This window comes from Acidovorax sp. 106 (genome assembly GCF_003663825.1).
Lineage (GTDB): Bacteria > Pseudomonadota > Gammaproteobacteria > Burkholderiales > Burkholderiaceae_C > Acidovorax.
The window spans coordinates 2118112-2139067 of sequence record NZ_RCCC01000001.1 but is presented as its reverse complement, the minus strand read 5'-3'; the positions used below and the strand labels follow the sequence as shown (position 1 = coordinate 2139067).

General features: G+C 62.6%; 24 protein-coding genes. 5 read left to right on the top strand and 19 right to left on the bottom strand.

Features of this window, described 5'->3' with window-relative positions; all coding sequences use genetic code 11:
- Window positions 1-6: 6 nt before the first annotated feature.
- The 16 genes from rplV to C8C98_RS09415 all read right to left on the bottom strand — a co-directional run bounded on the left by rplV (window position 7) and on the right by C8C98_RS09415 (window position 12370).
- On the bottom strand, window positions 7-339 hold the full coding sequence (rplV, locus tag C8C98_RS09490; RefSeq protein ID WP_005796970.1) for a 50S ribosomal protein L22: 333 nt from the start codon (window positions 337-339) through the stop codon (window positions 7-9).
- Window positions 340-348: 9 nt separating this feature from the next.
- Window positions 349-627, bottom strand: coding sequence for a 30S ribosomal protein S19 (gene rpsS, locus C8C98_RS09485; protein ID WP_005796963.1), 279 nt, complete (start codon window positions 625-627; stop codon window positions 349-351).
- A 10-nt stretch (window positions 628-637) separates the two neighbouring features.
- The gene (gene rplB / locus C8C98_RS09480; RefSeq protein ID WP_044397443.1) at window positions 638-1462 is read right to left on the bottom strand and encodes a 50S ribosomal protein L2; all 825 of its coding nucleotides are present in this window, start codon (window positions 1460-1462) and stop codon (window positions 638-640) included.
- Window positions 1463-1464: 2 nt separating this feature from the next.
- On the bottom strand, window positions 1465-1779 hold the full coding sequence (rplW, locus tag C8C98_RS09475; protein ID WP_099657585.1) for a 50S ribosomal protein L23: 315 nt from the start codon (window positions 1777-1779) through the stop codon (window positions 1465-1467).
- A complete protein-coding gene (gene rplD / locus C8C98_RS09470; RefSeq protein ID WP_008906425.1) occupies window positions 1776-2396 on the bottom strand; it encodes a 50S ribosomal protein L4 in 621 nt (206 codons plus the stop codon). The genes rplW and rplD overlap by 4 nt, the downstream gene beginning before the upstream one ends.
- Window positions 2396-3070 carry a 50S ribosomal protein L3 gene (gene rplC / locus C8C98_RS09465; protein WP_099657584.1) on the bottom strand — a complete coding sequence of 225 codons (675 nt, stop codon included), beginning with the start codon at window positions 3068-3070 and terminating at the stop codon, window positions 2396-2398. The genes rplD and rplC overlap by 1 nt, the downstream gene beginning before the upstream one ends.
- Before the next feature lie 201 nt (window positions 3071-3271).
- A complete protein-coding gene (rpsJ, locus tag C8C98_RS09460; protein WP_005796953.1) occupies window positions 3272-3583 on the bottom strand; it encodes a 30S ribosomal protein S10 in 312 nt (103 codons plus the stop codon).
- A gap of 23 nt (window positions 3584-3606) precedes the next feature.
- Window positions 3607-4797, bottom strand: coding sequence for an elongation factor Tu (gene tuf / locus C8C98_RS09455; RefSeq protein WP_121454070.1), 1191 nt, complete (start codon window positions 4795-4797; stop codon window positions 3607-3609).
- 137 nt (window positions 4798-4934) lie between these two features.
- Window positions 4935-7037, bottom strand: coding sequence for an elongation factor G (gene fusA / locus C8C98_RS09450; RefSeq protein WP_121454069.1), 2103 nt, complete (start codon window positions 7035-7037; stop codon window positions 4935-4937).
- 150 nt (window positions 7038-7187) lie between these two features.
- Window positions 7188-7661, bottom strand: coding sequence for a 30S ribosomal protein S7 (gene rpsG / locus C8C98_RS09445; protein ID WP_005798541.1), 474 nt, complete (start codon window positions 7659-7661; stop codon window positions 7188-7190).
- A gap of 173 nt (window positions 7662-7834) precedes the next feature.
- Window positions 7835-8212 carry a 30S ribosomal protein S12 gene (gene rpsL / locus C8C98_RS09440; protein ID WP_008905797.1) on the bottom strand — a complete coding sequence of 126 codons (378 nt, stop codon included), beginning with the start codon at window positions 8210-8212 and terminating at the stop codon, window positions 7835-7837.
- Between the two features lie 164 nt (window positions 8213-8376).
- On the bottom strand, window positions 8377-9549 hold the full coding sequence (locus C8C98_RS09435; protein WP_121454068.1) for a D-alanyl-D-alanine carboxypeptidase family protein: 1173 nt from the start codon (window positions 9547-9549) through the stop codon (window positions 8377-8379).
- A 162-nt stretch (window positions 9550-9711) separates the two neighbouring features.
- Window positions 9712-10365, bottom strand: coding sequence for an alpha/beta hydrolase (locus C8C98_RS09430; RefSeq protein WP_121454067.1), 654 nt, complete (start codon window positions 10363-10365; stop codon window positions 9712-9714).
- A gap of 76 nt (window positions 10366-10441) precedes the next feature.
- Window positions 10442-10816 (bottom strand): ferredoxin, encoded by a 375-nt coding sequence (locus C8C98_RS09425; protein ID WP_121454066.1) that lies wholly within the window; start codon window positions 10814-10816, stop codon window positions 10442-10444.
- 9 nt (window positions 10817-10825) lie between these two features.
- Window positions 10826-11923, bottom strand: a complete 1098-nt coding sequence (locus C8C98_RS09420) for a VanZ family protein (protein ID WP_121454065.1) — start codon at window positions 11921-11923, stop codon at window positions 10826-10828.
- Window positions 11924-11941: 18 nt separating this feature from the next.
- The gene (locus C8C98_RS09415; RefSeq protein WP_121454064.1) at window positions 11942-12370 is read right to left on the bottom strand and encodes a CopD family protein; all 429 of its coding nucleotides are present in this window, start codon (window positions 12368-12370) and stop codon (window positions 11942-11944) included.
- Window positions 12371-12773: 403 nt separating this feature from the next.
- Here C8C98_RS09415 and hemB point away from each other — a divergent pair, with 403 nt between their 5' ends.
- The 4 genes from hemB (at window position 12774) to C8C98_RS09395 (ending at window position 17613) form a co-directional block, all read left to right on the top strand.
- Window positions 12774-13781 (top strand): porphobilinogen synthase, encoded by a 1008-nt coding sequence (hemB, locus tag C8C98_RS09410; RefSeq protein ID WP_121454063.1) that lies wholly within the window; start codon window positions 12774-12776, stop codon window positions 13779-13781.
- Window positions 13782-13840: 59 nt separating this feature from the next.
- On the top strand, window positions 13841-14977 hold the full coding sequence (locus C8C98_RS09405; protein WP_121454062.1) for a magnesium transporter CorA family protein: 1137 nt from the start codon (window positions 13841-13843) through the stop codon (window positions 14975-14977).
- Window positions 14978-15083: 106 nt separating this feature from the next.
- Entirely contained in the window at window positions 15084-15854 is a 771-nt protein-coding gene (locus tag C8C98_RS09400) for a glutamine amidotransferase (protein ID WP_121454061.1), read from the top strand.
- 163 nt (window positions 15855-16017) lie between these two features.
- Window positions 16018-17613: a methyl-accepting chemotaxis protein gene (locus tag C8C98_RS09395; protein ID WP_121454060.1), complete on the top strand. Its 1596-nt coding sequence runs from the start codon at window positions 16018-16020 to the stop codon at window positions 17611-17613.
- Window positions 17614-17646: 33 nt separating this feature from the next.
- Here C8C98_RS09395 and C8C98_RS09390 read toward each other — a convergent pair whose 3' ends face one another.
- From C8C98_RS09390 to C8C98_RS09380, 3 genes are all read right to left on the bottom strand, one after another.
- Complete coding sequence (locus C8C98_RS09390; protein WP_121454059.1) at window positions 17647-18243, bottom strand: chalcone isomerase family protein; 597 nt, start codon at window positions 18241-18243, stop codon at window positions 17647-17649.
- A gap of 194 nt (window positions 18244-18437) precedes the next feature.
- Complete coding sequence (locus C8C98_RS09385) at window positions 18438-19319, bottom strand: amidohydrolase (protein ID WP_370450437.1); 882 nt, start codon at window positions 19317-19319, stop codon at window positions 18438-18440.
- A gap of 133 nt (window positions 19320-19452) precedes the next feature.
- Window positions 19453-20142 carry a dienelactone hydrolase family protein gene (locus C8C98_RS09380; RefSeq protein WP_121454057.1) on the bottom strand — a complete coding sequence of 230 codons (690 nt, stop codon included), beginning with the start codon at window positions 20140-20142 and terminating at the stop codon, window positions 19453-19455.
- A gap of 54 nt (window positions 20143-20196) precedes the next feature.
- On the opposite strand from C8C98_RS09380, the gene C8C98_RS09375 reads away from it, so the two are divergent.
- Window positions 20197-20943 (top strand): SDR family oxidoreductase, encoded by a 747-nt coding sequence (locus tag C8C98_RS09375; RefSeq protein WP_121454056.1) that lies wholly within the window; start codon window positions 20197-20199, stop codon window positions 20941-20943.
- Window positions 20944-20956 lie beyond the last annotated feature (13 nt).

Sequence of the window (20956 nt, the reverse complement as noted above, 5' to 3'; positions counted from 1 at the left end):
TTGGCCTCAGTTACCAACCGTCACGTACACATGGCACGTGGGCTTGCTGATGCGGTTGCCGCGGCCTTTGGCGCGCGCGGTGAAGCGCTTGAGCGTGGTGCCTTGTTCGACGTAGATGGTCTTGACCTTCAGTTCGTCGATGTCAGCGCCATCGTTGTGTTCTGCATTGGCAATTGCCGATTCCAGAACCTTCTTGACGATGCCAGCAGCTTTTTTCTGCGTGAATGTCAGGATGTTCAGAGCCTGGTCCACCTTCTTGCCGCGGATCAGGTCCGCAACCAGACGGCCTTTATCGACCGACAGACGGACGCCCCGGAGGACTGCACGTGTTTCAGACATGGTCGTTCCTTACTTCTTCTGGACTTTTTTGTCCGCGGGGTGACCCTTGAAGGTGCGCGTCAGGGCGAATTCGCCCAGCTTGTGGCCCACCATCTGGTCGGTGACGTAGACAGGCACGTGCTGCTTACCGTTGTGCACGGCAATGGTCAGACCGATGAACTCGGGCAGAACCATGGAGCGACGCGACCAAGTCTTCACTGGCTTCTTATCCTTGGTGGCAACGGCTTTTTCAACCTTGGCCAGCAAGTGATGGTCAACAAATGGACCCTTTTTGAGAGAGCGAGTCATCTGTTACCCCTTACTTCTTGCGACGCGACACAATCATGACTTGTGTGCGCTTGTTGTTACGGGTGCGATAACCCTTGGTCAGATTGCCCCAAGGATCGACTGCATGACGGCCTTCGCCGGTGCGGCCTTCGCCACCACCGTGAGGGTGATCCACAGGGTTCATGGCCACGCCACGAACCGTAGGACGAATACCCATCCAACGCTTCACACCGGCCTTGCCCAATTGGCGCAGGCTGTGCTCTTCGTTAGCCACTTCACCAATGGTGGCGCGGCATTCGATGTGGATCTTGCGCACTTCGCCGGAACGCATACGCACTTGGGCGTAGATGCCTTCACGGGCCAGCAGCGTTGCCGAAGCACCTGCCGAGCGAGCGATTTGAGCACCGGCACCGGGCTTGAGCTCGATGCAGTGGATGGTCGAACCCACGGGGATGTTGCGGATAGGCAGCGTGTTGCCTGCGCGGATCGGGGCTTCCGAACCGGAGTGCAGGGTTGCGCCAACTTCAAGACCACGGGGAGCAATGATGTAACGACGCTCGCCGTCGGCATAGCACACCAGAGCGATGTGGGCCGTACGGTTTGGATCGTATTCAATGCGCTCAACCTTTGCGGCAATGCCGTCCTTGTTGCGCTTGAAGTCCACGACGCGGTAGTGGTGCTTGTGACCACCGCCCTTGTGGCGAGTCGTGATGTGACCGTTGTTGTTACGGCCAGCCTTCTGGAATTGTGGCTCCAGCAGGGGGGCGTAAGCTTCACCCTTGTACAGGTGGTCACGGGTAACCTTCACCACAGCGCGTTGGCCGGGTGAAGTAGGTTTCATTTTAATGACGGCCATGATTACGCAGCCTCCCCAGAGAGGTTCAGCTCTTGACCTGGTTGCAGCGTGACGTATGCCTTGCGAACGTTGTCGCGGCGGCCCACAGTCTTGCCAAAACGCTTGGTCTTGCCTTTGGTGTTCACCACGGAAACGCCCTTGACCTCAACCTTGAACATCAATTCCACAGCGGCCTTGATTTCTGGCTTGGAAGCGTTTTGCAGCACCTTGAACGTCACAGCATTGGACTTTTCAGCAACCATGGTGGCCTTTTCGGACACGATGGGAGCGACCAGCACTTGCATCAGACGACCTTCGTCAAACTTGAGTGTGCTCATGCGAACATCTCCTTGAGTTTGTCGATAGCGCCCTTGGTGACGAGCACTTTCTTGAAACGCACCAGCGACACGGGATCGGCATAACGTGGCTCAACAACGAGCACGTTCACCAGATTGCGCGAGGCCAGGTACAGGTTTTCGTCCACTTCATCGGCAATCACCATCACCGATTGCAGGTTCATCGCCTTGAACTTGTCGGCCAGAACCTTGGTCTTGGGCGAGTCCAGCTTCAGCGAGTCGACCACAGCCAGACGGCCTTCGCGAGCGAGCTGCGACAAAATCGCAGACATGCCAGCGCGGTACATCTTCTTGTTGATCTTCTGTGTGAAGTTTTCGTCAGGCATGTTCGGGAAAATCCGACCACCCCCACGCCACAGAGGCGAGGAAGTCATACCAGCACGTGCGTTACCCGTACCCTTTTGCTTGAAAGGCTTCTTGGTCGAGTGACGAACTTGTTCGCGGTCTTTTTGAGCGCGAGTGCCTTGACGGGCGTTGGCTTGGTAGGCAACCACGATCTGGTGAACCAGATCTTCGTTGTATTCACGACCGAACACGGTTTCGGGAACATCCAGCTTGGATGCGCCTTGGCCTTGGTCATTCAGGAGTTCGAGCTGCATTAGTTCGCTCCTTTGGAGGCTTTGGCCTTGACGGCGGGACGCACTGTCACGAACCCACCCTTGGAGCCCGGAATAGCGCCCTTGATCAAGAGCAGTTGACGCGCTTCATCGATGCGAATGACATCGAGGTTTTGCGTGGTCTTGGTGACGTCGCCCAGGTGGCCAGTCATGCGCTTGCCGGGAAACACACGACCTGGGTCTTGTGCCATACCGATCGAGCCGGGCACGTTGTGCGAACGGCTGTTACCGTGCGAAGCACGTTGCGAAGCCATGTTGTGGCGCTTGATGGTACCGGCGTAGCCTTTACCAATCGAAGTACCTTGCACGTCGACCTTTTGACCCACGGAAAACACGGACGTTACAGCCACAGATGCGCCAGCTTGGTACTGGGCAGCGGTGTCAGCCGTCACGCGGAATTCTTGGATGATTTCACCGGCTTCCACACCTGCCTTGGCAAGGTGACCGGCTTCTGGCTTGGTCACACGCGATGCTTTGCGCGAACCGAACGTGACCTGCAGGGCCACGTAGCCATCGTTCTCTTGGGTTTTGATCTGGGTAACACGGTTGTTAGAAACATCAACCACTGTGACAGGCACTGCGTCCCCATCATCAGTGAACAGACGCATCATGCCCACCTTGCGACCCAGCAACCCCAGGGAGTTGCTCAGACTCATTTGTTTCTCCAAAACTCTCACCGCTGTGACTTCAATTGGCCTCAGCGTTTGCGCGCCAGCGCGTGAAAGAAGGTTAATAAAACCTCACCCCTCTGCATGTGCAAAGAAAGCGAAGCCCTAAAGTATAACGCGGACTGCTTTTTCAAGCAAGTCCGCGTTATAGACCATCGGGCAGGCCCTGGCGAGCCCGCCCTCAGGGGATTACTGCAGCTTGATTTCGACGTCCACGCCAGCAGGCAGGTCGAGCTTCATCAGCGCGTCCACCGTCTTGTCTGTTGGATCAACGATGTCCATCAGGCGTTGGTGCGTACGGATTTCAAGCTGGTCACGGCTGGTCTTGTTGACGTGCGGCGACCGCAGGATGTCAAAACGCTTCATGCGGGTTGGCAGTGGCACGGGGCCCTTGACAATCGCACCAGTGCGCTTGGCTGTGTCAACGATCTCAGCGGCAGACTGGTCGATCAACTTGTAATCGAACGCCTTCAGGCGGATGCGGATTTTTTGCTTGGACATGGCAAGTTCCTTTTGCTTAAAAATTAAGCAATGATCTTGGCAACCACGCCGGCGCCCACAGTGCGGCCACCCTCACGGATAGCAAAGCGCAGGCCTTCTTCCATAGCGATGGGGTTGATCAGCTTCACAGTGATCGACACGTTGTCGCCAGGCATGACCATTTCCTTGTCGGCTGGCAGCTCGATGGCGCCAGTCACGTCAGTCGTACGGAAGTAGAACTGAGGACGGTAGTTGTTGAAGAAGGGCGTGTGACGGCCGCCTTCGTCCTTGCTCAGCACATACACTTCGGCAGTGAAGTGGGTGTGTGGCTTGATCGAGCCGGGCTTGCACAGCACTTGGCCACGCTCGACGTCTTCACGCTTGGTGCCGCGCAGCAGCAGGCCAACGTTGTCGCCAGCTTGACCTTGGTCCAGCAACTTGCGGAACATTTCCACGCCGGTGCAGGTGGTCTTGACGGTGTCTTTGATACCGACGATTTCGATTTCTTCGCCGACCTTGACAACACCGCGCTCGATACGACCGGTCACGACAGTGCCGCGGCCAGAGATGGAGAACACGTCTTCCACAGGCATCAGGAAGGCACCGTCCACAGCGCGCTCAGGCGTGGGGATGTAGGTGTCCAGTGCTTCGGCCAGCTTCATGATGGCTTCTTCACCCAGGGCACCCTTGTCGCCTTCCAGGGCGAGCTTGGCGGAACCACGAACGATCGGGGTGTCGTCGCCAGGGAAGCTGTACTTGTCCAGCAGTTCGCGGACTTCCATTTCGACGAGTTCCAGCAGCTCTTCGTCATCCACCATGTCGCACTTGTTCAGGAACACGATGATGTAAGGCACGCCCACTTGGCGGGCCAGCAGGATGTGTTCGCGGGTCTGGGGCATTGGGCCGTCAGCAGCGGAGCACACCAAAATCGCACCGTCCATCTGGGCAGCGCCGGTGATCATGTTCTTCACATAGTCAGCGTGGCCAGGGCAGTCCACGTGAGCGTAGTGGCGGTTGGCTGTTTCGTATTCAACGTGGGCGGTGTTGATCGTGATACCGCGGGCCTTTTCTTCAGGCGCTGCATCGATCTGGTCGTATGCCTTGGCTTCGCCGCCAAACTTGGCAGACAGCACGGTGGCGATAGCAGCCGTCAGGGTTGTCTTGCCATGGTCCACGTGACCGATGGTGCCCACGTTGACGTGGGGCTTGGTGCGTTCAAACTTACCTTTTGCCATTTTGCAATCTCCAAAGAGCAATACCTGTGTAGTGGTTTAACGTCTGCATTCGATTGCTGATTCGCCCCGCACAGGGAACAGGACGGCACCGGATCGCAGACAAAACAAAGCCCGGGCCGAAACCCGGGCCAAGAAACTTACTTGGCGCGCGAAGCCATGATGGCTTCAGACACATTGCGAGGCGCTTCGCTGTAGTGCTTGAACTCCATCGAGTACGTAGCGCGACCTTGCGTAGCGGAACGCAGCGAGGTCGAGTAGCCGAACATTTCCGACAGCGGCACTTCAGCGCGAATGGCCTTGCCACCGCCTGGGATGTCGTCCATGCCCTGGACCATGCCACGGCGGGAAGACAAGTCACCCATCACGGTACCGGCGTAGTCTTCAGGCGTTTCCACTTCCACTGCCATCATGGGCTCCAGAATCACGGGGTTGGCCTTGCGGCAACCTTCCTTGAAACCGAAGATAGCAGCCATCTTGAACGCGAGTTCGTTCGAGTCCACATCGTGGTACGAACCGAAGTGCAGCGTGACCTTGACGTCCACCACGGGATAACCAGCCAACACGCCTTGCGTAACAGCTTCGTTGAAGCCTTTTTCCACCGCAGGAATGAATTCGCGAGGAACCACACCGCCCTTGATGGCGTCCACGAATTCGTTGCCCTTGCCGGCTTCGTTAGGCTCAATCTTGAGCACGACGTGGCCGTACTGGCCCTTACCGCCGGACTGACGCACGAACTTGCCTTCGGCTTCTTCCACCGTCTTGCGAATGGTTTCGCGGTAAGCCACTTGGGGCTTGCCCACGTTAGCTTCCACGCCGAATTCACGCTTCATGCGGTCCACGATGATTTCCAGATGGAGCTCGCCCATCCCGGCAATCAGGGTCTGACCGGATTCTTCGTCGGTCTTCACGCGGAAGGATGGATCCTCAGCAGCCAGACGCTGCAGAGCGATACCCATCTTTTCCTGGTCAGCCTTGGTCTTGGGTTCCACAGCCTGCGTGATCACGGGCTCAGGGAACACCATGCGCTCCAGAATCAGCGGCGAGTCGATGTCACTCAGCGTCTCACCTGTGGTCACGTCCTTCAAGCCCACGCATGCAGCGATGTCACCAGCGCGAATTTCTTCGACTTCCTGGCGTTCGTTCGCGTGCATTTGCACGATACGGCCAATACGCTCTTTCTTGCCCTTGATCGAGTTGTAGACGGTGTCACCCTTGGAGAGCACACCCGAATACACGCGCACGAAGGTCAACTGGCCCACAAATGGGTCAGTCATCAGCTTGAAGGCCAAAGCGGAGAACTTCTCGTTGTCGTCCGCCTTGCGAGTCACCGGCTTTTCATCTTCGTCGGTGCCTGTCACGTCTGGAATGTCCGTCGGCGCTGGCAGATAGTCGATCACGGCATCCAGCATGCGCTGCACACCCTTGTTCTTGAAGGCAGTGCCGCAGAGCATGGGGTGAATTTCAGTAGCAATCGTGCGAGTGCGCAGACCCAACTTGATTTCAGCTTCGCTCAAGTCACCTTCTTCCAGGTACTTGTTCATCAGCTCTTCAGAGGCTTCCGCAGCAGCTTCCACCATCTTTTCGCGCCATTCCTTGGCGGATTCCACCAAGTCAGCAGGAATTTCTTCGTAGGTGAACTTCATACCCTGCGACGCTTCGTCCCACAGGATAGCCTTCATCTTCAGCAGATCGACCACGCCAGTGAACTTATCTTCAGCGCCAATTGGGATCACGACGGGCACGGGGTTGGCCTTCAGGCGCAACTTCATCTGCTCGTAGACCTTGAAGAAGTTGGCACCGGTACGGTCCATCTTGTTCACAAAGGCCAGACGAGGCACCTTGTACTTGTTGGCCTGGCGCCAGACGGTTTCCGACTGGGGCTGCACGCCACCCACGGCGCAGTACACCATGCAAGCGCCGTCCAGCACGCGCATGGAACGTTCCACTTCAATCGTGAAGTCCACGTGGCCGGGGGTGTCGATGATGTTGAAGCGGTGCTCTTCGTAAGAGTTGTCCATGCCCTTCCAGAAGCAGGTCGTGGCAGCGGACGTGATCGTGATGCCGCGCTCTTGTTCCTGCTCCATCCAGTCCATGGTGGCAGCGCCATCGTGCACTTCACCAATCTTGTGGCTCACGCCTGTGTAGAACAGGATACGTTCGGTGGTCGTGGTCTTGCCAGCGTCAATGTGGGCCGAGATACCGATATTGCGGTAGCGCTCGATGGGAGTCTTGCGAGCCATGGTGGATCCTTGGATGGGTCGTGTTATTCGGGGGACAGGGCAGCCATTGTGGCGCTGCATCCCGTCAATTTTGTGACCGCCTCAATCGCCACAAGGCTGCAGGCAAAAATGCCGGCAGCCTTGCGCTTGACGACGAAGCGACTCGTCGATTTAGAAGCGGAAGTGGCTGAATGCCTTGTTGGCTTCGGCCATACGGTGCACTTCGTCACGCTTCTTCATGGCGCCGCCACGGCCTTCGGTGGCCTCGAGCAGCTCGTTGGCCAGGCGTTGGGCCATCGACTTTTCACCGCGCTTGCGGGCGGCTTCCTTGATCCAGCGCATGGACAGGGCCAGGCGACGGACAGGGCGCACTTCCACAGGCACTTGGTAGTTGGCACCACCCACGCGGCGGGACTTCACTTCCACCATGGGCTTCACGTTGTTGATGGCAACAGTGAACGCTTCCAGAGGGTCCTTATCGGGGTGCTTCTTCTCGATCAGCTCCAGGGCACCGTAAATGATGCGCTCTGCAACCGCTTTTTTGCCGCCTTCCATGATCACGTTCATGAATTTGGACAGCTCTACATTGCCGAACTTAGGATCCGGCAGGATTTCACGTTTGGGGACTTCGCGACGACGTGGCATTTTTCACCTCTATCTTTGCTTCAGTTGGCGTCTTTTCAGACACCGCGAGAGTCATTGAAACTCCCACTTACTCGACCCGCGCAGAACACCTGCGTTTGGGGTCACTACGCTGCACCTTCCGCGCCACGCGGAAAAACAGCACCGAAAATTCTTCAGACCAGAAGGACCAGGGCTTACTTGGCCTTTGGCTTCTTGGCGCCGTACTTGGAGCGCGACTGCTTGCGGTCTTTCACGCCTTGCAAGTCGAGCGAACCGCGCACGATGTGGTAACGCACACCAGGCAAGTCCTTGACACGACCGCCGCGAACCAGCACAACGCTGTGTTCTTGCAGGTTGTGGCCTTCACCGCCGATGTAGGAGATGACCTCAAAACCGTTGGTCAGGCGCACCTTGGCGACCTTACGCAGAGCGGAGTTAGGCTTCTTAGGCGTCGTGGTGTACACACGGGTGCACACGCCACGGCGCTGTGGAGAGTTTTCCATCGCAGGGCTCTTGGACTTGGTCTTTTCGACCTCGCGCCCCTGACGGACCAGTTGATTAATGGTTGGCATGAAATACGTCCCTAAACGTGAATTTGCTTCGTGAAAGCGAAAACGTGAATCCCTTCGGAAATTCCGAAAAGCCTTCTAATGTATCAGGCTGCAGCGCGAGAGGCAAGCATTGCTTAAATTTACAGCAACCTCACACACTGCATCGCCAAGGCAAATACCCAAGATCACTTGATCCAGAGCCGGATGGCGTCCCAGGCGCGACCCAAAATACCCGCTTGCTCAACACCTTCCAGCGCCACCAGAGGCACTTCGGCCAAGGCTTGCTCACCCAGCACCACCTTGAGGGAGCCCACGGCTTGCCCTTTGGCGAAGGGCGCGACCAGAGGGTCTGGGCGAGAGACGGCGGTCTTGATCTTGCCCGCACTGCCTGCGGGCACGGTGACCACGATGGCGTCTGGGCGGCCGATCTTGAGCAGGTTTTCCTTGCCCTTCCAGACCTCGGGAGTGGCCACGGCGGCGTTTGCCTCAAAGAGCTTGACGGCGTCAAACGCGGTGTAGCCCCAGTTCAGCAGCTTTTGGCTTTCGTTGGCACGGGCGTTTTCGCTGGCGGTGCCCAGCACGATGGACAGCAAGCGGCGCTGGCCCACGTTCGGGAAGTCGCGCTTGGCGGTGGCCACCAGGCAGTAGCCTGCGGCGGCAGTGTGACCGGTTTTCAGACCGTCCACGGTCGGGTCGCGGAACAGCAGGGTGTTGCGGTTGCTGCCGTTGGATGCAGGCGTTCCAGGGTAGCTGTACTGCTTGGTGGAGTAGTAATGCATGTACTCCGGGAAGTCCTTCATCAGGCGCATGGCCAGCACGCTCAGGTCGCGCGCCGTGGTGGTGTGGCCGGGCTCCGTCAGGCCTTCGGGGTTCTTGTAGCTCGTGCCCTTCATGCCGAGCGCCTGGGCCTGGTCGTTCATGAGCTTGACGAAGTTCTCGGCCGTGCCACCCACACCTTCGGCCAAGGCCATGGTGGCATCGTTGCCTGACTGCACGATCATGCCCTTGATGAGGTCTTCCACTGGCACCTGCATCTTGGGGTCGATGAACATGCGCGAGCCGGGCATCTTCCAGGCGCGCACGCTCACTGGCAGCTTCTGGTCGAGCGTGATCTTCTTGGCGCGCAGGGCGTCAAACACCAGGTAGCCCGTCATCAGCTTGGTCAGCGATGCCTGCTCAACGGGCGCGTCGATGTCCTTGGCGGCCAGCACCTGGTTGGCCGTCACGTCCACCAACAAGTAGGTGCGCGCGGCAATTTCAGGGGGCTGGGGAGCCTGCTGCGCCAGGGCGCCAAATGCGGCGGGCGCAACGGCGGCAAACAAGGCCAGAGATCGCAGGGCGGGCAAGATTCGTTTCATGGGAAGGTCAGGGATGCGGCCAGCGGCCGATGGAAAAAAAGACAGAACCACCAACCCAGCGGCGGCGCTGCGGGCCGCACGCGGCAGAAGGTGACGAGTGATGGGAGGCTGAGTCGCGTGGGGGTGAGAGGTTCCACCTGCGGCGTGCAGGCGAACCCTCTGTTACACCGCCGACTGCAGGTGCCGAACCACCAGGTTTTTGAGCAGCGGCAATTGTCCGTGAAAGAAATGCCCACCTCCAGGCACCACGGTGATGGGCAGTATTTGCGGGCGGGCCCAGTCCATCACGGCCGACAGGGCTACGGTGTCGTCGTGCTCGCCGTGCACCACCAGCGTTCGCAGGTGGGCGTCGGGCGGCACGGGCGCCACCGTGAAGCGGCTGGCCGCTGTGCCCACCAGCACGGCACGGTCGATGGTGCGCTGCGGCCACAGCGTAGCCAGGGCATGGCTGGTGACAAACGCACCAAACGAGAAGCCCGCCAGCGCCAGGGGCTGCGCGCCCTCGCCTGCGGGCGCCACTTGCTCGATCACCGACAGCAGGTCTTGCAACTCGCCGCGCCCTTCGTCGTGCGCCCCCTCGGTGGCGCCCACGCCGCGAAAGTTGAAGCGCACCGCCGTCCAGCCGCACTGGACGAAGGCTCGGGCCAAGGTCTGCACCACCTTGTTGTCCATGGTGCCGCCAAACAGCGGATGGGGGTGGGCGATGACGGCCACGCCGCGCGGGGCTGCGCCGTCGGGCAGGCTGGCAGCGTCGCGGGCCACCTCGATGGCACCCGCAGCGCCTTGCAGCAGCAGGCGTTCGGTTTGAGAGTTCACTTTATGCTATTTATTTGATAGCTTCTAGCGCTTATTCAATAAGCGCTAGGCAGCAATTTCATGCAAAGACCAGGGATCAACGCCCCAGCTCGGGCGGCACCAGCAAGCGCTCGACCACCTGCCCGTTTTTGAGGTGCGATTCCACGATCTCATCGATGTCGCTGGTATCCACAAAGGTGTACCAAGTGCCCTCGGGGTAGACCACGGCCACGGGGCCTGCGGCGCAGCGGTCCAGGCAACCCGCCTTGTTCACCCGCACCTTGCCCGCGCCCGCCAGGCCTGCAGCCTTGACCTGGGCCTTGCAGCGGTCAAACCCCGCCTGGGCGTTGTGGTGCGCGCAGCTGTCTTCGCCATTGGTGCGCTCGTTCAGGCAAAAGAAGATGTGGCGCTGGTAGTAACCAGGCGCGGTCGAGGTGGGGATGGGTGTGGAAGTGGGGGTGGGTTCGCTCATGGCGGTATTTTAGGTTTGGGTGTCACGGCGCGAGACGCGCACCAGCACATACAGCAGCGTGACGTAAGGCCAGAGCCAGCCCAGCCATTGCCCCAGGCCATAAAAGCGGATGAAGCGTCCCTGCTCCCACTGCTGCAGAGTTTGCGCAAAATACACGCTGGTCGGCGCCTGGTTGAGCACCCCCAGGTGCCATACCAGCGCCACCAGTAGCACGGCAGCACCGGCGCGGCGCGGCAGCATCAGCAACAACACGGCCACCCCGGCAGCCGCCCACACACCCACGCGCACTGGCTCGTCCAGCCAGCCCCAGGCATGCACCGGCCCCCAGCTCAGCGCGGCCGACAGCGCCGTCGCCACCACCCCAACGGCCAGGGCGGCAAAGGCAAACACAGCCCGGCGCCCCACATGGCGGATGACGCAGTACCCCAGCAGGCAAGGCACCAGCAGGCCCAGCATCACGCACAGCACCTCGCCGCCGGGCGACAGGGGTTCCAGCACGGCTTCGCGGGCGGGCAGCCATTCGAGGAAAGGGGTGTCCTCCAGCGCCAATTCCACGGCAGCCTCCAGCCGCTCCAGCACCTGACCCAGGCCAAAAGGCACGCCCGCCGGGAAAAGCAGCGCCGCAGGCCACAGGGCCAGCAACACCAGCGCGCCGCGCGCATCGGGCACAAACCAGCGGTCCCGGAAGTGGCTCCAGCGGTCAATGGCGCCCAGGCGCTCCAGCACCGCCGCCACCAAGGCACCGACCAACGACCCCACCGCGTTGAGCACCAAATCCAGGTTGGAGGGAACGCGCCGAGGTAGGTAAATCTGCAAAAACTCCATCGACAACGACAGCAGGGTGCCCGCAGCAAAGGCCAGCCACACCGCGCCCCACGCCCAGCCGGTGCGCAACAGCGCCAGTGCCAGCAAAAAGCCCAGCGGGGCGTAACCGATCAGGTTGGAGGTGACGTCAAACCCCGTCCAGTACGGCGGCGGCAAGGGCGCCATGAGGAACACCCAAGGCTCCAGCCCCTGGGCACGCCAGCCGGTGAAGGGAAACAGGCTGGCAAAAACGATCAAGGCGACATAACTGGTCGCCAAAGGCCAGGCAGAGGTCTTGTGCACGTGGGCGGCCCCGTCCCGTCAGAAAGGCTTGACCACCACCAGCACCACGGCGATCAGCAGCAGCAGCACCGGCGCCTCGTTGAACCAGCGAAACCACACATGGCTGCGGCGGCTGCTGCCATCGGCCAGCTTGCGCAGCAACACAGCGCAGCTGTGGTGGTAGCCGATCACCAAGGCCACCACCGTCAACTTGGCGTGCATCCAGCCATTGCCGGGGCCCCGCCCGATGCCGTAGCCCAGCCACAGCCACAGCCCCAGGGCCAACGCGGGCACCGCCAGCAGGGTGGTAAAGCGCAAAAGCTTGCGCGCCATCAACAAGAGGCGATCACGCTCGGCGGCCGAGCCGGGCGCCACCATTGCCAAATTGACAAAAATGCGCGGCAGATAGAACAAGCCCGCAAACCAGCTGGCCACGAACACGATGTGAAAGGCTTTTACCCAGAGCATGGGCGCAGTTTAAGCGCGACACCGAGCGTCCTGCGCCAAAGCAGAGGTAAAGCCCCTGAAAGGCCACCCACAGCGGACACGATGCCTGTGCGCTGAAGAGTGGCCCGCCCCGAAACCACACTAACCCGCCAACCGCAGCGGGCAAAAAAAAGCCCGGCACATGGCCGGGCTGAGAAGCCTTGACTGCGCGTAGCAATCGAAGGCCCCGCTCAGGGAGGAAAAAGCGGGAGGCAGAGGGCTGCCCGGGATCAAATTTATCATTAATGACAAACCGTTACAAGCATATGCAATTAGTTGCATAAATCAGTAGGGTTATTTATGGCGCCCACCCCCCGCCCTCGGGGCCGCGTGGTGACAGGCCAAGGCCCCCAGGGCGTTGCCGAGATAGGGCACAATTTTCCCCATGCACCTCCAGACCTCCGCCCCCTTCCCGCAAAACCGCCCCCGCCGCCTGCGCCGCGACGCTTTCACGCGCCGCCTGGTGCGCGAAAACGCGGTGTCGGTCAACGACCTGATCTACCCCGTGTTCGTGCACGAAGGCACGCAGCAGCGCGAGACCGTGGCGTCCATGCCCGGCGTAGACCGCCTGAGCCTGGACCTGTTGCTGCCCGTGGCCGAAGACTGCGTGAAGCTGGGCATCCCGGTGATGGCGCTGTTCCCAGCGATTGACCCGTCGCTCAAAACCCCTGACGGGCAAGAAGCACGCAACCCCGAAGGCCTGATCCCGCGCGTGGTGCGGGCGCTGAAGAAAGAATTCCCAGACCTGGGCGTGATGACCGACGTGGCGCTGGACCCCTACACCAGCCACGGCCAGGACGGCGTGCTGGACGACACCGGCTACATCATCAATGACCAGACGGTCGAAATCCTCACCGCCCAGGCCCTCACGCATGCCGAGGCGGGCGTGGACATCGTCGCCCCCAGCGACATGATGGACGGCCGCATTGGCGCCATCCGCGAGGCGCTGGAGGTGCAAGGCCACATCCACACCCGCATCATGGCCTACAGCGCCAAGTACGCCAGCGCCTTCTACGGCCCCTTCCGCGACGCCGTCGGCACCCGCGGCGCCCTGGGCAAAGCCGACAAGAATGTCTACCAGATGGACCCCGGCAACAGCGACGAAGCCCTGCGCGAAGTGGCGCTGGACATTGCCGAAGGCGCAGACATGGTGATGGTGAAACCCGGCATGCCGTACCTGGACATCGTGCGCCGGGTGAAGGACGAGTTCCGCGTGCCCACCTTCGCCTACCAGGTGAGCGGCGAGTACGCCATGATCAAAGCCGCCGCGCAAAACGGCTGGCTCGACCACGACGCCGTGATGATGGAAAGCCTGCTGGCCTTCAAGCGCGCGGGCGCCGATGGCGTGCTGACCTACTTTGCGCGCGACGCAGCACGATTGCTATCGAAATAATAGCTTCTAGCGCTTATTGAATAAGCGCTGCATGCCATTTTACCCTCAACCACTCCCGCATGCGCATCTTCCACATCCACAGCAGCGGCGTGACTGAGCTGCCCGAGCTGCCAGCCCAGGCCCCTGCCCAGGGCTTTCTGTGGATTGCCGTGGCCCGCCCGGCCTTTCAGGCGCGCCTGCTGGAGATCCAGAGCGCCCTGCAAACCCTGGTGGGACTGCAACTGGTGGACTTGCATGTGTCGGACCTGCTGAACGCGCAGCTGCCCTCGCACTACGACTACACCTCGCAGTACGACCTGCTGGTGTTCCGCCGCCTGGCCACGGCCAGCGCCAGCATCGATGCCGAAGGCGCCAGCCAAGCCACACCGCCCCGCAAGCCGACCGGCCCGCTGGTACTGCGGCGCCTGGACACCAGCCCCGTGGGCTTTGCGGTGTTTGACCACGTGCTGCTCACGGTGCACCCCAGCGACTGCACAGTGCGCGAGGCCTATGCGAGCAAGCTGCTGGCCACCGCGCCCGGTGCCCCTGCAGAGCAGCGCGAAGGCCGCGCCAACCCCATCCCCGGCTCGCGCCTGCCCGCCAGCCCCGCCGACCTGATGCTGCGCGTGGTCAACCTGATGGTGGACGGCTACCTGGACCTGCGCCGCGAGCTGACGCGCCAGCTCGACCACTGGCAAACCGAGCTGCTCAGGCCCCGGGCCCGGCATGTCAACTGGAGCTCGCTGCTGGATGCGCGCCTGTCGCTGCACCAGCTCGATGAAATCTGCGAAGACCAGCGCAGCGCCGTGCAAGACTGGATCGATGCACTGGAGACCTGGGCCCAGCCCGACTCGCCCACAGGGCAGCGCGAGCTGGACCTGCTCAAGGTGCGCAGCCGTGACGTGCTCGAACACATCGAGCGCGTGGTGCACCACGTACGCCGACTCGAGCAAAGCACCGAAACCGCCGTGCAGATGCACTTTTCGGTACAAGGCAACCGCACCAACGACATCATGCGCACCCTCACGGCACTCACCGCCGTGTTCCTACCGCTGAACCTGATCGCAGGCATCTTTGGCATGAACTTCGAGTTCATCCCCCTCATCCACAAAGCCGACGGCTTCTGGTGGGCCATGGGCGCCATGGCGTCCATTGCGCTGGCACTGGTCTTGCTTTTCTGGCGCAAGCGCTACCTGGCGCGCACTGGCCACGCCTGAGCCCCATGCAACGAAGGGGTGTGGGCCACCCCTGCCAGCGCCCCCACGTGAGCAGCACGGCCACCTGGCTGCGCGGCCGCCCCTCTGTTCAACGCTCAGCGCATTCATGCCCACATCTGCCCCTCGCCCGATCCTGATCATCAAGACCGGCGACACCCTCGACACCCTGCGCCCACACATGGGCGACTTTGAGCACTGGATCGAAACCGGGCTGGCCGCAGACACTGGCATGGGTTGCGGCAACAAAGCCGACCCAGCGAACGCACACCAGCCCCCGCCCATACAGGTGCTGGACGCCCGCCAAGCCAGCCCCCTGCCCGGGCCCGAAACGCTGGCCGGGGTCGTCATCACCGGCAGCCACGCCATGGTGTCCGACCGCGAAGCCTGGAGCGAGGCCCTGGTGCCCTGGCTCACCCGCCTCGTGGCCCACGGCACGCCGGTGTTGGGCATTTGCTACGGCCACCAGCTGTTGGCCCACGCGATGGGGGGCGAAGTCGGCTACCACCCTGGCGGGCTGGAGCTGGGCACCGTGCCCATCTCCCTCACGCCCGAGGCCCAGGCCGACCCCCTCTTTGCCCACCTGCCCAGCCAGTGGAACGCCCAGGTGGTGCACACCCAGTCCGTGCGCGCCCTGCCCCCTGGGGCCGTGCGGCTGGCCGGCAACGCACACGAGCCCCACCAGGCCTACCGCATCGGGGCCAACGCCTGGGGCGTGCAGTTCCACCCCGAATTCAGCCTGGCGGCCATGCAAGGCTATGTGCAGCACCTGGCCGCCACCCTGCCCGCCGGGCACCCCCCGCCAATGGTGCAAGAGACGCCCCAGGCCTGCAGCCTGCTGGGCCGGTTTGCACAGTTGTGCGGGCTCGCACGCCACTGAAGCACCTGCACGCGCACAGCAAGTAGCGCCCCGCCCTGCGCACTTGCCCACGGCCGACAGCGCACGGCGATATTCGTAACAAAGGTAACGGCGCTTGACCTTGCTCAAGCCCTCTTTGGGTGCGATCGATACCCTCGATGGCGCACTTCAAAGAACCTGTTGTATGAATCAAATCGCCATTGGAAAACGCCTCTCCCTGGGCTTTGGGTTATTGCTTGCTTTGTCCCTGCTGGGCACCCTGCTGGGGGTGTGGCAGCTGCAAACGGCCTCCACCTCCACCCAAGCCGTGATCGAGCAACCCCTGGCCAAGGAGCGGCTCATCAGCGACTGGTACCGACTGATCCACACCGCCGTGCGCCGCACCACGGCCGTGGCCAAGAGCAGCGATGCATCGCTGGCCACCTACTTTGCCGACGAACAAAAGCTGTCGGCCAGTACCACCACCGACATCCAGACCAAGGTGGAAGGCCTGATGCAGACCGATGCCGAACGCGCCCTGTTCAAGGACATCAGCGCACTGCGCCGCAACTACACCGAAGCGCGCGATGCCGTGATTGACTTGCGCCGCAGCGGCCAACACGAGCAGGCCGACGCACAACTGGAAACCCGCTTCGTGCCCGCCGCCAAGCAATACATGGCCCGCGTGGAAGCGCTGATGGAGCTGCAACGCAAGGCACTGGACGAATCTGCCGCCCCCATCAAGGCCGCCAACGACCAGGCCCGCTACTGGCTGATTGCGCTGGGCGCCATTACCTGCGGCCTGGGCATGGCGCTGGCCGTCACCATCACCCGCAGCATCACCCTACCGCTCAGCGACTCCGTGGCCGTGGCAGACACCATTGCGCGTGGCGACCTGACCAGCAGCATCATGAGCACCCGCAAGGATGAAACCGGGCACCTGCTGCGCGCCCTGGGCGACATGCAGCACTCACTGGCTTCGATGATTGGCCAGATCCGCGATGCGGGCAACCAGATCGCCAGCGCCAGCGACCAGATTGCTGGCGGCACGCAAGACCTCTCGTCCCGCACCGAGCACACCGCAGCCAACCTGCAGCAAACGGCCTCGTCCATGGAGCAGTTCACCGCCACCGTGCAGCAGTCGGCCGAGGCCGCGCGCACTGCCAGCGGCCTGGCATCGTCGGCAGCCGAGGTGGCCTCGCAAGGCGGCAGCATCGTGGCGCAGGTGGTGGACACCATGGAAGACATCCACACCAGCTCGCGCCGCATTGCCGACATCATTGGCACCATTGACGGCATTGCCTTCCAGACCAACATCCTGGCGCTGAACGCCGCCGTGGAAGCCGCCCGTGCAGGCGAGCAAGGCCGTGGCTTTGCCGTGGTGGCGGGCGAAGTGCGCAGCCTGGCCCAGCGCAGTGCGGAAGCGGCCAAGGAAATCAAGGGCCTGATCTCCACCAGCGTGGAAAAGGTGGGCGAAGGCACCCAGCTCGTGCACAACGCCGGCGCTGCCATGCAGAACATCGTCAGCTCGGTGCAAAAGGTGACGGAGGTGATAGCCCACATTGCCTCCAGCGCCCGCGAGCAGTCTGACGGCATTGCCCTGGTGAACGACGCCATCGCCCAGCTCGACCAGGCCACCCAGCAAAACGCCGCGCTGGTGGAAGAATCTGCTGCCGCCGCCCAAAGCCTGCGCGAGCAAGCCTACCGACTGGCCCAGGCCGCTTCCACCTTCAAGGTGGCCGACAGTGCCGCGCCACTGCGGCGCCCCGGACGCATGCAATCCCAGCTCACATCGGCCTGACAAGGCGATGAGCCTGGGCTGGCTGCAACTGCATCAAGGCAGCAGCGCTTCCTTGAGCTGGTGGTCTACCGGCACCTGACCCAGCCAGATGCGCAGCACCATGCCAAAGTACTCGGCATCGCCCACAGGTGCGCCCTGGGGTTGGCCCTGGATGTAGAAGGTGGTGCCCTTGCCCGGCAGGTATTCCATGGCAAAGGTCTCGCCGGGGGCCAGCTTGGGGCGGCCCGAGAAGATCTCGATCAGCCGGTTACTGGCAGGCGTGTAGCGGCGAATCTGCTCGGCCGGTGAGTTGTTGGACAAACCCTTGATGAAAGACACCCCCAGGTCTGTGCCCGGGATGTCGCGCTGGGCCACAAAGTTCAGCCGCACCGGCCCGGGCAGCGCCAGCAACTCCTCCAGCGTCTTGACCTTGCGGGCCGTGTACAGGGCCATGTCGTACACCTTGAACACCGTGCGGTAGCGTGTGCCCGAGCCGTTGAGCACCAGTGGCGTGCCCTGCACCGTCTGCGCGGGCTCAAACGCTGTGGCCGCATGCGCGGGGGTTGGCTGCGCCAGGCCCAGCGCAGCCACCAACGCCAGCCCGGCAACGACTTGCAGCAGCGGAGCATGGCGGCGGGAAAGGCTCGGCATCTGCGATGCACAGCCAAGGCGGGAACGCGTTGAAAAAAGAGAAGGGTTCAAACAAAAATCTCCGCGCCCAGAAACGGAGTGGGCCAGCCTGAAAATAGTAGGGCACCGGGCTTGCGCCACCCCTACAGATTCACCCTAATACGGCGCAGCTGACAGCGGCTAGCTACCAGCAGGCGCCAGCCGCAGCCAACAGCTCAGTGCCCATCCACCCCAAACAACGCCGCCGCATTGCCCCAGGCCACACGCTGGGCCACATTGGCGGGCAGGCCGCCCAGCCAGGTGCGGTAGTCCTTCATTTGCGCCTCGTAGTGCTGCCAGCGCTGGTTAACCCAGGTGTCCGAGCCGATCACAAAGCGGGTGGGGTACTTGAGCAGCAGGGCGCGCCACTCGGGGCACAGCTGCCCGCCATCGCACACCAGCCCGGGGCGGTACGACAGCTCGCCCACCAGGCCGGGGTAGTGGGCCAGCAGCGCGTCCACCCGCGCTACCGGGGCGCCGCCAATGCCCGTGTGGGCCCAGATGAGGCGCACCGCCTGGCCCTGGCTGGGGGTGTGCGCCATCAGCAGGTCAATCGCCACATCGTCCACATGCGCCAGCACCACCAGGCGGCGCTGCTCGGCCAGCTGCATCAGATTGCGCGCCACGGGGCCGTTGGCATCGGCGCTGTCGTATAGGTGAAACTCGCCAATGCCCCGGTACGGGCCCGCTGCGGTGCCGCGCGCCAGCTCGGCCAGCACCATGTCGTAGATGGATTCGTCGCGGGGCCAGCCGGTGTAGTCAGCCCGGGTGCGGTACAGGCGCACAAAGGGCACTACGGCAATGCCTGCCTCGCGCATCTGCGGCAGGGCCGCCAGCGCCAGCGAGCCTGCATTGGGACGCGAATTGGCCACGATGGCGCGCACCCCGCTGGCCTGCATGCGGGCCAGCACGTCGGCGGGCGGGTGCGGGCCGGTGCTGCCGTTCCAGGCTTCTTCGTTGTAATGCAGGTGGGCGTCGAACAGGGGGCCGGTGTAGTCGGCCGCGTGGGCCAGGCTGGCAATTGCTATCAAATATATAGCTGTCAGCGCTTGATTCAAAAGCGCTAGGGGCCTAAAAGGCTTGAAGTCTCGAATGCAGTTGGCCATGGCGCCTCCAGGTTGAATGCAATGCCCACACTGCGCCACTCGGCAGAGCCACGCAGCGTGGGGGCTGCGGGCCGTGCCAGGGCGGTCAGCCCAAATGCTTGTCGAAAAACGCCAGCGTGCGGTCGCGGGCGGCCAGGGCGGCGGCCTCGTCGTAGCTGCCGCGCTGGTCGCAGTTAAAGCCGTGGTCGGCCTGGTACACATGCACTTCCACGCCGGGCTGGGCGCGGTCAAAAGCCTGGACCGTGTCCAGAGGAATCCAGTGATCGCGCTCGCCAAAGTGGGCCAGCACGGGCACCTGCGGCTGGCGGGCGGCTTCCTCAGGGGTGGTCATGCCGCCGCCGTAGTAAGGCACGGCGGCCGACAGGCCCGTGAGCGTGCAGGCAGCGCGCCAGGTCAGCAGCCCGCCCCAGCAAAAGCCCACGATGCCCACCTTGCAACCGCTGCGCTGGGCGGCGTAATCGATGGCGGCCTGAATATCGGGCATGACGCCAGGAGCGGGCAGTGCCTCCACGGCGCCTTTGAGGCCCATGCCCGCCTGCATGTCGTCGCCGGTGTAGCCCAGCTCCACGCCGGGCTGCACGCGGTGGAAAGTGGCAGGCGCCACGGCCAGGTAGCCACGCGCGGCAAAGCGGTCGGCGACGGCGCGGATGTGGCTATTGACCCCAAAAATCTCTTGCAACACCACCACGGCGCCCCGGGGCGGCGCATCGGGCTCGGCCACCCAGGCGGGCAGCACAAAACCATCGGCAGACTTCAAATCGACGAATTGACCCATGTTTCGCTCCTGAAAACTGTTCCAATGCGCCATTCTTGCAGGAGACAGCGTTTCATGGACAAGATCGTTTTAATCACAGGCGCCAGCCGCGGTATTGGCGCCGCCACCGCCTTGCTCGCCGCGCAGCAGGGCTGGGCCGTGGCGGTGAACTACCACGCCAATGCCGCCGCCGCCCAGGCGGTGGTGGACAGCATCCAGGCCCAGGGCGGGCACGCCCTGGCGGTGCAGGCCGACGTGGCCCACGAAGACCAGGTGCTGGCCATGTATGCCACCGTGGATGCGCAACTGGGCCGCATCACCGCGCTGGTGAACAACGCAGGCGTGGTGGATGTGACGGCCCGGGTGGACGAGATGGGCGTTGCGCGACTGCGCCGCATGTTCGACACCAACGTGATCGGCAGCATCGTCTGCGCACGCGAGGCGGTGCGCCGCATGAGCACCCGCCACGGCGGCGCAGGCGGCTCCATCGTCAATGTCTCCAGCGCCGCATCGCGCCTGGGATCGGCCCACCAGTATGTGGACTACGCGGCCAGCAAGGGCGCCATCGACAGCTTCACCATCGGCCTGGCCCGCGAGGTGGCGGCCGAGGGCATCCGCGTGAACGCCGTGCGCCCGGGGCTGATCGAGACCGACATCCACGCCAGCGGCGGCCTACCCGACCGGGTGCGCGACCTGTCGCACCAGGTGCCCATGCAGCGCGGCGGCACCGCCGAGGAGGTGGCGCAGGCCATTGTGTGGCTGATGTCCGACGCGTCACACTACACGACCATGTCGCTGATCGACGTGTCGGGGGGGCGGTAGTGGGACACCCCCT